This is a genomic window from Paenibacillus dendritiformis, assembly GCF_015845845.1.
Taxonomy (GTDB): domain Bacteria; phylum Bacillota; class Bacilli; order Paenibacillales; family Paenibacillaceae; genus Paenibacillus_B; species Paenibacillus_B dendritiformis_C.
In genome coordinates this window covers 71,642-82,818 of the sequence record NZ_LDIG01000080.1, presented here as the reverse complement: position 1 = coordinate 82,818, position 11,177 = coordinate 71,642, and the positions used below count along the sequence as shown (strand labels likewise).

Genomic DNA, 11,177 nt, shown 5'->3' with positions numbered 1-11,177 from the left:
GAGTCTGTAAAATAGTTTGTGTAAACTCCAAAACCTATTAAAATGGAACTAATAGAAAGGTTGGGAGAACACATGGGACTATGGACGAAAGAGCAACTACGAGCGTTTATTAAAGAGAACAAGCTCATGACCGCGAAAGATGCGCAAAACGCCTTGAAGGATCTGTTCGCCGAGACGATTCAGGAAATGCTGGAGGCCGAGATGGACACGCATCTGGGCTATGAGAAGCATGAGAAAGCGGAGAAGACCACCTCCAATTCACGCAATGGCAAGAGCCGCAAGAAGATCACCAGTGAGTATGGGGAGCAAGAGATTTCGGTGCCCCGCGACCGGCAAGGTGAGTTCGAGCCACTGGTGGTGAAAAAGTATCAGTCGAACGTGACCGGCATTGAGGATCAGATCATTGCGCTCTATGCCAAGGGCGTAAGCACACGGGAGATTCAGGATCATCTCCAGCAGCTATACGGCATTGAGGTGTCCCCTACGCTTATCTCCAATGTCACCAACAAGATCATGCCCCTGGTCAAAGAATGGCAAAACCGGCCGCTGCAAAGCGTGTATGCCGTTGTATTTTTGGACGCCATTCACTTTAAAGTGAAGCAAGATGGCGCCATCGTCAATAAGGCGGCTTACATGGTCATCGGCATCGATTTGGATGGCAACAAGGATGTTCTGGGCATCTGGATCGGCGAGAATGAATCTGCAAAGTTCTGGCTGAGCGTGCTGAATGAGTTGAAGAATCGCGGCGTACAGGACATTCTCATTACGTGTGTGGACAACCTGACCGGCTTCTCGCAGGCCATCACCGCATGCTATCCACAGACGGAGATTCAGAAATGCATCATTCATCAGATTCGCAATTCAACGCGCTATGTGTCCTACAAGGACCTAAAGAAGGTCACTGCCGATCTGAAGCCGATCTACAAGGCGAGCACGGAAGAAGCCGCTCTTGTGGAATTGGATCGCTTTGAAGAAGTCTGGGGAACGAAGTACCCGCTCATTATCCGTTCCTGGCGCAACAATTGGGATGAGCTCGCGACCTTCTTCAAGTTTCCGCCAGAGATCCGTAAGTTGATTTATACCACAAACATCATCGAGAGCTACCATCGCCAACTTCGCAAAGTGACCAAGGGCAAGAGCATCTTCCCGACGGACGAGGCGTTGCTGAAGATGCTGTACCTGGCGACGATGGATGTGACTCGCAAATGGACGGGGCGCGTGCAGAACTGGGGACAAATCCTCCTCCAGCTCTCCATCTTCTTCCCGGATCGGGTCGGACAACATTTAAGCTAAGGGGCGAACCGCCCCCGAGGGGGCTTCATCATCAATGCGTTTACACAAAACTCTTGACAGACCCTAGAAATGCTGCATTTTTGCAGTTTTCAGGAAAGTTTGGCCAGATAGGGCAGCCCTAGTGAGCTTAGTTTACTTGTTACACATTCACTTGATTCACTAAGCAATACTTAGCTTACTCGTTACGCGTTCACTCGATTCACTTAGCACACTCAGTTCACTCGTTACGCGTTCACTCGGTTCACTTAGCACACTCAGTTCACTCGTTACGCGTTCACTCGGTTCACTTAGCACACTCAGTTCACTCGTTACGCGTTCACTCGGTTCACTTAGCACACTCAGTTCACTCGTTACGCGTTCACTCGGTTCATCTTAGCGCACCCAGTCTACTCATTGCTCGTTCACTCGGTCCACTTAGCACACTCAGTTCACTCGTTACGCATTCACTCGGTCCACTTAGCACACTCAGTTCCTCAGCAACTTAGTATACTCAGTACATTCAGTTCGCTTAACCCATTCAGATCAAGTCAATTAAAGCAATTCAATCTCGGCCGACTCAAGCAACTTCAAACCCAATTCAATCCCAATCCATCCAAAGCAATCTAGCCAACTGAAGCGGCTCAAAGCAAATCAAGCTCTGTAAATGCAATCTCAATCAACTCCGTGCAGCTCAACGAGGGTAGCGTAAAGCTCCCCCCGTTTCCCGCCTCTTGTCTGGCCAGGAAGCCGGATAGCTCCCGGCTTCCTCGTCTTCGTCCATCATCAGTGCGTATAGGCGGACACGTTGCTGCTGTCAACCGCTTCGTGCAGCGCCGCGTTCAGGCCGCTGGCGATAATGTTGGCCATATCCTCCATGAATTCGTCGACTTCCTTCGGCGTCACGATCAGATCATGGCCAAGCGGCTCCAGCACTTCTTTCACCAGCAGCAGCCGGTCCTGCTCGCCGATCTCATCGAGAATGCCGAGGATGTGCCGGGTCTGATTGGTCTCCTGCTTGAAGTGCTCCCGCATCATTTCGAAGGCGTTGTTCACGATGGTCGAAGCGTAGCATACGGTCGGCACGCCGATGGCAATGCACGGCACCCCGAGAATCTCCCGGGTCAGCCCGCGCCGCTTGTTCCCGATGCCGGAGCCGGGGTGAATTCCGATATCGGCAATCTGGATCGTCGTATTGACCCGCTCCAGCGCTTTGGAGGCGAGCGCATCGATCGCGATGATCAGATCGGGGCGGATTTGATCGACGATGCCTTGCACGATATCGCTTGACTCGATCCCCGTCACGCCGAGCACGCCGGGAGCGACGGCGCTGACCTCACGGTAGCCGGGGCTGACTTGGTCCGGCATTACCTCGAAGTAATGACGGGTGACCAGCACATTCTCGACGACGAGCGGCCCAAGCGCATCGGGAGTCACATTCCAGTTCCCGAGACCGACGATCAGCACCTTCGAGGAAGATCCAATCCCGATTTCTTCGAGGAAAGAAGCGAACAGCTTCGCGAACGATGCGGCGACGCGGTCCTGAAGGTCGGAATCTTTGCGCCGCAAGCCCGGCACTTCAATCGTGATGTAACGTCCCGGGATGCGGCCGATGGCGCGTGAGCCTTCCTCCGTCTGCACATGAATCCGCGTTATTTTGATGCCGCGATCCTCCTCGACATGCTCCTGCACTCCGGGAATGGAGGCGGCGCGATCAGGGGATGCCATTTCCCTGGATTCCAACGCCAAATCGGTACGAACCGAATAATTGCGCAAATCCGCCGTCATAAGTCTACCTCCCAAAAGTTCCATTTTGCAGATATTGTGTCTGATGGAGGCCAACTTTATGCGGCAGCAGCGGAAATATCGCTTACCGATGCCTATTTGCAAATTGGGAGACCGCGGCAAACATATTGCTTTTTAGGGTATGTCATGCTAGAATATTTTAAGTTGTGAATCTATCTCATGCTGATCTGGAAATGGTATAGATTCGATTTGTCGCACTACGATGCAACGGAGGTGAATGCAATGCCTAACATTAAATCCGCTGTGAAACGCGTAAAAACGAACGACAAGCGCCGTCTGTTGAACGCTTCTCAGAAGTCCGCACTTCGTACGGCTGTCAAAGCAGCTGACGCTGCATTGGCTAACAATGAAGTGGAAACTGCCAAAGGAGCTGTCGCTCTGGCTTCGAAGAAATTGGACAAAGCCGTTACAAAAGGCTTGATCCACAAAAATGCGGCTGCCCGCAAGAAGTCCCGCTTGGCACAAAAATTGAACGCTCTGCTCGCACAAGCGTAAGCAGCAGCCTTTCATACTTAAATGCAGCAAAGAAGCCCGAAGATGAACGCCTGCGCGTCCGTCTTCGGGCTTTTGTTGATGGCGGGCTAGCGGGAACCGGCCATTCCGCTCCGCGTGCGGCCCGCCGCCATCCGCATGATGAACATTTCGAGACCGAGCGTCTTGTCCACCCGCCCCGACTTCATCTCATAATCGAGCTCGGCCGCCTCGGCCAACCATCCGGCCAACACATCGGTTCCGTAGGCGCGCGCCTGTTCGGCCGCCATCTTGGCCGCATAAGGATGGATTCCGAGCTGAGAGGCCGCCTGCTGCTGCGTGAAGCTCTGGTTCGTCAGCTCCTTGACTTGAAGCATCATCCGGAGCTGCCGGACGATGAGCGCCAAAATCTTAATCGGCTCCTCCTTCTGCTTCAGCAGTTCGTGCAGGGTCCCCAATGCTTTGCCCGCCCGATGGCGAACGACATCCTCGACCAATTGGAAGACATTCTGCTCCGTGTTTTTGGGAATAAGCCCTTCAACCGTCGCCGTATCAATGACGCCGCCTTCCCCGGCGAACAAGCAGCATTTCTCAATCTCGCCCGCCAGCGCCTGCAGATTCGTCCCTACCGCGTTCAACAGAGCCGTTACCGCTTCCTCCCCGATGGAGCAGCCATGCTTGCCCGTCTCCCGCTTTACCCACTGCGCCAGCTCCTCGGCCCCCAGCGGCTGAAAAGCGAGCACCGCGGCCTTCGCCTTGGCGGTTTTGACCGTCTTCTTGCGCTCATCCAGCTTGTCCGCCTGCACCAGGAAGATGATAATGCTGGTCTCCATCGGCTGTTCCATATATTCAAGCAGCCGCTCGGTGCGATGCTCCATCTTGTCCTTCCCGGAGGCAAAAATCGAATGATCCTTGACCAGGATGCACTTCCGGGGCACAAGAAACGGCAGAGTCTCCGCTTCTTCGATGACAGCCTCGATCGGAGCTTCGGCCGTGTCCATCTTCATTATGGCCAATTCCCGGTTCTCCGGCTCGAAGACATGCTCCAGCAAATACTGAACGAATTCCTGCATTCTGTATTTTTCCGTACCGTAAAGTACATATATCGGGCGCGGCTCCCCGCGCTGGATCTCTTTAATCGCCGCTTTCATATCCAATGCCTTATGCCTCCCCCTGTCTATGCACTTCATGATAGCAAAAATTGCGGAACGCCGCAAAAAAACAAAGGGACCGGCGCAGCCCTGACGGGCGGCGCTAGTCCCTTTGTCCCATACCATCTATGATAAACGCCTGCAGCGAAGCTCTAGAAACTCCGCGCAAACGGTCACACGACGTACGGGAACGTCACTTGCTTCATTTCCTTTGATACCTCATCATACGCGCGCCGCGCCGAATGTGTGCCGCTTCCCGGGGCATAGCGCAGCCCATTTTTGACAGCACGCGAGCCTGCGGCGCCCTAGGTTGCCGGCTTGGCCGTGCCAGGCACCACGACAGGCTCCTTCTTATCGGTCTCGCTGGCGGCCGTTTCCGTCAGTCCGTTCGAAGACACGTCATAATGGAACTGGCGCACTCCGTCCGCTGTCCGCACTTTTACTTCGAGACGGCTGCTGTCCGAAGACCAGATCAGGTCCTCCGGCATGTCGGCGAATGCCAGCGTCTGCAGCTTGGTCTGCTCCGTGTCGTTGACGCCGTACAATATGAGCTGGCCGTTCTCCCATACGACCATCCATTTGCCGTCCGGCGATGTCGCTTCCTTCGACGCCGCGAACAGAGATTGACGGTTCAGATCCTTATCCGCGAACCCCATGCTGCCGGCATCGGCGCTCGAACCGTTCTCCGGGACTTCATTTTCCGGAACGGCGGCAATGGACGGCGGCATCTGGCTGTCCTGCGACACATCTTGCTCCGTGCCGGTATGCTGCTTGCCGGCCGCAGGCTCCTCGGCCTTCTTGTCTTGCTGTCCGCTCTTCTCTTGCTTCTCGGCAGGCGTTGCCACCGGCTTCCGATCCCGCTCCGGCTTCTCGCCCTTGCTCGAACGATCTGCCGCGCCGCGGCCTTCCGCCGGCTTCGGCGGCGCAATGGACGGCGCTTCCTCCTTCTTCTCTCCAGCGTTGCCTGGCGGTTGGGCCTCCTGTTGGTGCTGCTTGCCCGACGCATGATCATCGTTGCCCGTTCCGGCGTTGGCTTCCTGCGGCACCGGCTTCCCGTCCGGTTGACTGCTCCGAAGCGGCTGGCTCGAATCCGCCGCGCCGACAGATTCTTGCGCCGGCTGCCTCAATTCCGCGAAGTCGCCTGCCTGCTCCGTTGCCGTCGGCGGCTTGAACATCACCATGAATAATCCGAAGACGAGACCTGCGGCCACCACGGCTCCTGCTGAACGCCATTGCCGCTTGTGATACCATTTCTGTATCGAAGTTACGGCCTCCGGCTTCTGCCCTGGCTTCCGGGCCGCCGCATCGCTTCCCTGCCGCTCCATGGCGCCCGAAGCCCGGGAAGGCGATGCGTCCGCGGCTGCCGCCTGCTGCTTATCTATCTGCTGCAAGGAAGGCAATATCGCATCCACCAGACTGTAAGGGGGAGCGACCTTCGGAAGCTGAACCAGTTCCCGATGAATATTCTCTAACCGTTCTGCCATCTCTGCGCAGGCGGGGCATCGGCGGATATGCTCTGTCAGCAGGCTCTCTTCCGACTGCGTCAACTCACCGTCCAAGCTGCGTTGCTTCAGTTCCATCACCTCTGCACAGTTCATCCTCGTACACCACCTTTCTCATAATCTTGCAGCATCGTCTGCAGTTGTTGCCGGGCGCGAAATAGATAGGATTTGACCGTGTTCAACGGCAAATTCAAGCTATCCGCAATCTCGTTGTAGGAGAAATCTTGCAGATATCGCAGAACGACGACCGCACGATGATGTTCAGGCAGCCGATCTATTGCCTCACGTATGTCCTGAGCCACGTAGGCGGACATCACTTCCTTCTCTACACTCTCTTCCCCGACAAATACGAGGTCATGCTCATCAATCGAGACCGTCGGGCGATTGCGCCGGAATTTGTCAATGCAAATATTCGTCACAATCCGCTGCACCCATGTTTTGAACTGAGCTTTTTCCTCATAAGATTGAATTTTGGAATAAATCCGGATTAAAGCTTCTTGGGACGCGTCCAGTGCATCCTGCTCATTATTGAGGATATAATAAGCTGTCCGATACACGTATTGTTCTATTTCCCGCAAAAGAGTGATTAAAGCGTCGCGATCGCCGGATTGAGCGGCTCGTATCAGTCCCGAATCCACTACCTGTTATCCCCCTCTCTTGCATATCCATTGACGTGCCTAAGCCACAAATGGTTGCAGTGGTTCACTTCCAATTTGTAGTTTATTCTCTCATCCGCATAAATTCATCACTTAGCATAGCAAAAGATGCTTTGATTTGCATTGCATGATACAACAAGGTGACAAGCCGCAAAAAGCACGTCAGGCCGACGTGCTTGAAGCTGCTCTCTAACTCTATGGAACTATCCTATCACGCTTTGTCCGCACCTTCAAACCCTGTGCCGTCAGCCTGAACTGGATCTCTCCGTCCCAATCGGTCCGGAGCACGGGCACCTGGGCGCGCGCCAACGTGGCGAGCACGTTCGGATGCGGATGCCCGTAGCGGTTGTTGCGTCCGAGCGAGATGACGCCTGCCGCCGGCCGAATCGCTTCTATCCATTCCGGGATAGAGGACGTCCGGCTTCCATGATGCGCCACCTTGTATACGTCCACGGGCGGCAGCCGGCCTTGGTCCGCAGCTCCAGCCAGCATGCGCCGTTCTCCATCGGCTTCCACATCCCCCGGCAGCAGCATCGTCGCCTGCGCCTTGCTGCGCGGATGGGTCAGCGTCAGCAGCAGCACGAGGGAAGCGCGATTTTGATTCTTCTCGTCCGGGAGAAGACTCGCGCCGCTCTCCGCTATCGGATAGAGGACGTCGATTCGTGTCCATTCATCGACCATCCACGAATGGCCGGCATGGCCGCCTCTGATCGGGATGCGCTTCTCCAGTGCCGTCCGGTACAGCTCCCTCATCGTCGCCGAGGACTTCCACGTGCCGTTCGTAATGAAGCGGCTGACCGGAGTATGCCGCAAGACTGCCAATAGCCCGCCGGCATGATCTTGATCGGCATGCGTCAGCACGACCGCGTCCAGCCGCCGGACGCCCCGCTGCTTCAACAGGGGAACGATCACCTTCTCGCCGATCTCGAACGGCACGCGGCGTTCTCTCCATCGATCTCCCGGCCTCCGGAAATTCGCGGTTCCTCCTCCGTCGACCAGCACATGCTTGCCGGAAGCCGTTCGAATCAGAATACTGTCACCTTGGCCGACATCAATGAAGCTGACCACCGCATCTCGGCCGAGGCCATCCCGGTAGCCCCAGACAAGAAGCATGGCGAGCGGGACGGCCGCCAAGACGGAGGCGATGCGGCGGATACCTCCAAGGGAGGGCTCCACCTCCACGAATGTGCCCAGCGGCTGCGTATCTCCCTCGGTTCCCACCCGGCTGCGGGGCAACGCGCCTCCGTCTTTCGCCGTCCAGCGCCATGAAGCGAAGGCAAGACATAGACTTCCGTAGTAAGCGCCAATCCACCATATCGGGAGCTGCGGCCAGATTAAGCTCGGGCCTTCGATGGCTGCCAGCCATTCGACGATCCGGAATGTCAGCCCGTTCATCTGCGACACGATCCAGGCGAGCGGGCGCGCAGCCGGTTCATAGAGAAGACCCGCGAGGAGCGAGAGCGTTCCAGCCGGGAGCACGCCAAGACTGATAATCGGTACGAGCAGGAAGTTGGCCGCGAACGACAAGAGCGAAAATTGATGGAAATAATAGACGGTCAACGGAAAAGAGACGGCCTGGGCGACCAAGGTTACGGCGGCGGAAGAGGACAGCCACAGCGGCCAGGCCGGCAGCAGCCGCACGACCCGGGGCACCCCGATAATCAAGCCGGCGGTCACGGCGAACGACAGCTGAAAGCCGATCTGAAGCGCATAATACGGGTCCCACAGCAGCATCGCGATCAGGACGAGGGCCAAGATGTGGAGCCCGTCCTTCAGCCAGCCCTTGCGCAAGCAGTACAAGGCAACCATCGACATCAGCCCTGCCCGGATAACGGAAGGAGCCGCCCCCGTCAACAGGATATACGCCGGGAGACCGCATTGAACGATCAACAGCCCCTTTTCCTTCGATAGGCGGAGCAGCCGAAACAGGCCGAGCAGCGCCCCCGCGAATACGCCGACATGAAGTCCCGAGATGGCAAGCACATGCGTCAGACCCAGCTCCGAGAACTGGCGGTATGTATCCGGATCCAATTCCGTCCGGCTTCCAAGCACAAGCCCCTGCATATATCCGGTATGCGGCTGCTTATACAGCCGCTCCATAAGCTCCAGGAGCGCTCCGCGGACCCGATCGACCCGGGCTAGCGCCCGGTGCGCGGCCTGTTCCGCCCGCTGGGATCCATTCCGGTCCAATCCGTCAATGATGACGGCCTGATCCGCGCCTGCAACCCGGAGAATCCAATGAATGCGCTGCGGCCGCAGATACTGCCGATAGCTGAACGCCCCGAAGTTCGACGCGTCTCCCGGCGCCGTCAGCTGGCCATGAAGGCGCACGGGCTGGCCCCGCTCCCACCGCGCCATCGCGTCCAGTTCGGACGGCGCGGACAGGCGGATCTGGACAAGCAGCTTCTCGTCCACCGGCTCCGGCCCGCTCTCTGCCTCCCCCTGCCATGAGACGGCCCGGAACTGGAACTGAACGCGATCCCCGTCCCGCTCCGCCGGAGACAGGATATAGCCGTCCCAGCTTCCCTCCGCGGCCGGCTGGTCCATATCGGCAGGCGGCACCCAGCGGCTGGAGTTGCGATATTCGGTTACGATGTATAGCGACGCCGAACAGAGAAGCGCTGCGCCGTAGAGAGCCGCCTGTCTCCCGCTGCACCAGCGAAGCGCGCATCCTAGCGGAAGCGTCAGCAGCAATCCCGTCACCGCCAGTACGGCATGAACAGCGGATAAGGCGGCCGCGGCGTGAATCCCGATCACGAAGCAGACGGCCACGGCAACAATCGGTCTGCGCGACAGCAATTTCAACCTCACCTCCTGATTTGCCTTGTGATTTGCATTTGATTGACATCGTTGCGGACACTCGTTGCCGCCCGCTCGGCTTGACAGCGGATTCAGGCCGCCGCCTAGCCGAAGAACGCAAAAAAACCTCCACGCCATCGTTCCGCGGCCGCCCATGTTCATGGCATGCCCGGAATTCCGGCATGGAGGTTCTTCCCCACATCATCAATCTGTCGTATCCATTATCGTTTCACGCGGCGGCTGGTAGGAGGCCAGCGTCCGGAACGTAATTCCCTTCTGCTTCATCATCGCCGCAACCTTCTCGCTGTCCTTCGGATAAGGGCGATGGTACACGATCTCCGTCACACCGCTGTTCGCCAGCATATTGGCGCAGGTCCAGCACGGCTCGTCCGTCACGTACACCGTGGAGCCCTCTCTGTCGATCCGATCCGTGAACAGCAGCAGATTTTGCTCGGCATGAATGGTGCGGATGCATCGTTCCTTCTTCACCATCCGCTCCTCGCCGTCAACGGCGATTTTCTCGTATTGCTCGACAATCATGCATCCCGCTTCGCTGCAATCCGGCACTCCCATAGGCGCTCCGTTATAGGCCGTTCCGAGAAGCTTCTTGCCCTGCACCAGCACAGCGCCGACATGCCGCCTAGGACAGCGTGAACGTGTAGACACCATATAGGCGATATCCATGAAGTAGGTGTCCCAATCTTTGCGTACACTTGTTGTCATCCGATTCATTCTCCCGTCTGTAGTAGGCTGATGACCGCTGCCATCGTTCTTATCCTTCATTGTAAGCACGATGTCCCCGCTGCGCAACCGGATCTGTCACCAGGTCGGCTGTCAGCTACTCGATCGAGGCTTGATCGCGGAGCTTGGCAAAGATGGCGGGGCCGATCCCTTTGACCTTCTTCAAATCCTCCAGCCGCTGGAACGGGCCGTGCTTCTCCCGGTATGTTACGATCGCTTGCGATTTGCTGGGACCGATCCCCGGAAGCTTCATTAAGGCTTCCGCATCGGCCTCGTTAATATTGATGCGCCCGCTCGCCGCGCCCCTCGCCTTCGCGTCTGCGGAAGGCCCCGCGGCGGGAGCTTCGGCCGAGGCCGGAGAACCGCCCCCTTGTTCGCCGGGGCCCGGTTCTGCCCGCCTCTTGTCTGCCTGCATCGTTCGCGGCCGATTCGGGTCTCCTGCGCCCCGACTGTCGGTCTGACCCGCATGCGAGGCCGATTCGGGACCTTGCTCTCGTCCGGTTCGCGGCCAGGAATGAGCAGACGCCGCATTCGGACTTCCGTACCGTTCGGCCATTTCCCCGCCCTCCTCCTCGGCGGCCAGACGCTCGGCTATCGCTTCATTCAGCGGCGTCCATCCGCCCGCAGCTTCCTCCCATTGCGGCTTCATCCACAAGCCCATAGAGACGGCAATCCCGGCAATCGCCATCCCCGTCAGAGCAATCCAAGCGCGCAAGGATAGCGCATGACGGCTCTTCTTCATGCATTTTCTCCTTTCGACAAAACACGTATATTGGCCAACC

The 11,177-nt window shown here is 57.3% G+C and carries 9 protein-coding genes; 2 read left to right on the top strand and 7 right to left on the bottom strand.

Annotated elements, in window-relative coordinates; genetic code table 11:
* Nucleotides 1–72: 72 nt before the first annotated feature.
* Nucleotides 73–1,293 carry an IS256 family transposase gene (locus ABD76_RS06100; protein ID WP_197255154.1) on the top strand — a complete coding sequence of 407 codons (1,221 nt, stop codon included), beginning with the start codon at nucleotides 73–75 and terminating at the stop codon, nucleotides 1,291–1,293.
* A gap of 762 nt (nucleotides 1,294–2,055) precedes the next feature.
* Here ABD76_RS06100 and gpr read toward each other — a convergent pair.
* Nucleotides 2,056–3,057 carry a GPR endopeptidase gene (gene gpr / locus ABD76_RS06095; protein WP_197255152.1) on the bottom strand — a complete coding sequence of 334 codons (1,002 nt, stop codon included), beginning with the start codon at nucleotides 3,055–3,057 and terminating at the stop codon, nucleotides 2,056–2,058.
* A gap of 240 nt (nucleotides 3,058–3,297) precedes the next feature.
* On the opposite strand from gpr, the gene rpsT reads away from it, so the two are divergent.
* Nucleotides 3,298–3,570 (top strand): 30S ribosomal protein S20, encoded by a 273-nt coding sequence (rpsT, locus tag ABD76_RS06090; RefSeq protein WP_168179285.1) that lies wholly within the window; start codon nucleotides 3,298–3,300, stop codon nucleotides 3,568–3,570.
* 86 nt (nucleotides 3,571–3,656) lie between these two features.
* On the opposite strand, the gene holA is transcribed toward rpsT, so the two are convergent.
* The 6 genes from holA to ABD76_RS06060 form a co-directional block, all read right to left on the bottom strand.
* Complete coding sequence (gene holA / locus ABD76_RS06085; protein WP_197255150.1) at nucleotides 3,657–4,703, bottom strand: DNA polymerase III subunit delta; 1,047 nt, start codon at nucleotides 4,701–4,703, stop codon at nucleotides 3,657–3,659.
* Between the two features lie 299 nt (nucleotides 4,704–5,002).
* The gene (locus ABD76_RS06080; protein WP_197255148.1) at nucleotides 5,003–6,295 is read right to left on the bottom strand and encodes a transcriptional regulator; all 1,293 of its coding nucleotides are present in this window, start codon (nucleotides 6,293–6,295) and stop codon (nucleotides 5,003–5,005) included.
* Nucleotides 6,292–6,837: a sigma-70 family RNA polymerase sigma factor gene (locus ABD76_RS06075; protein ID WP_197255146.1), complete on the bottom strand. Its 546-nt coding sequence runs from the start codon at nucleotides 6,835–6,837 to the stop codon at nucleotides 6,292–6,294. Before ABD76_RS06075 ends, ABD76_RS06080 begins: the two co-directional genes overlap by 4 nt.
* 213 nt (nucleotides 6,838–7,050) lie before the next feature.
* Nucleotides 7,051–9,660 carry a ComEC/Rec2 family competence protein gene (locus ABD76_RS06070; RefSeq protein WP_242069405.1) on the bottom strand — a complete coding sequence of 870 codons (2,610 nt, stop codon included), beginning with the start codon at nucleotides 9,658–9,660 and terminating at the stop codon, nucleotides 7,051–7,053.
* 198 nt (nucleotides 9,661–9,858) lie between these two features.
* On the bottom strand, nucleotides 9,859–10,377 hold the full coding sequence (locus ABD76_RS06065) for a deoxycytidylate deaminase (RefSeq protein ID WP_197255144.1): 519 nt from the start codon (nucleotides 10,375–10,377) through the stop codon (nucleotides 9,859–9,861).
* 115 nt (nucleotides 10,378–10,492) lie between these two features.
* Nucleotides 10,493–11,137 (bottom strand): ComEA family DNA-binding protein, encoded by a 645-nt coding sequence (locus ABD76_RS06060; protein WP_197255142.1) that lies wholly within the window; start codon nucleotides 11,135–11,137, stop codon nucleotides 10,493–10,495.
* Nucleotides 11,138–11,177: the final 40 nt, after the last annotated feature.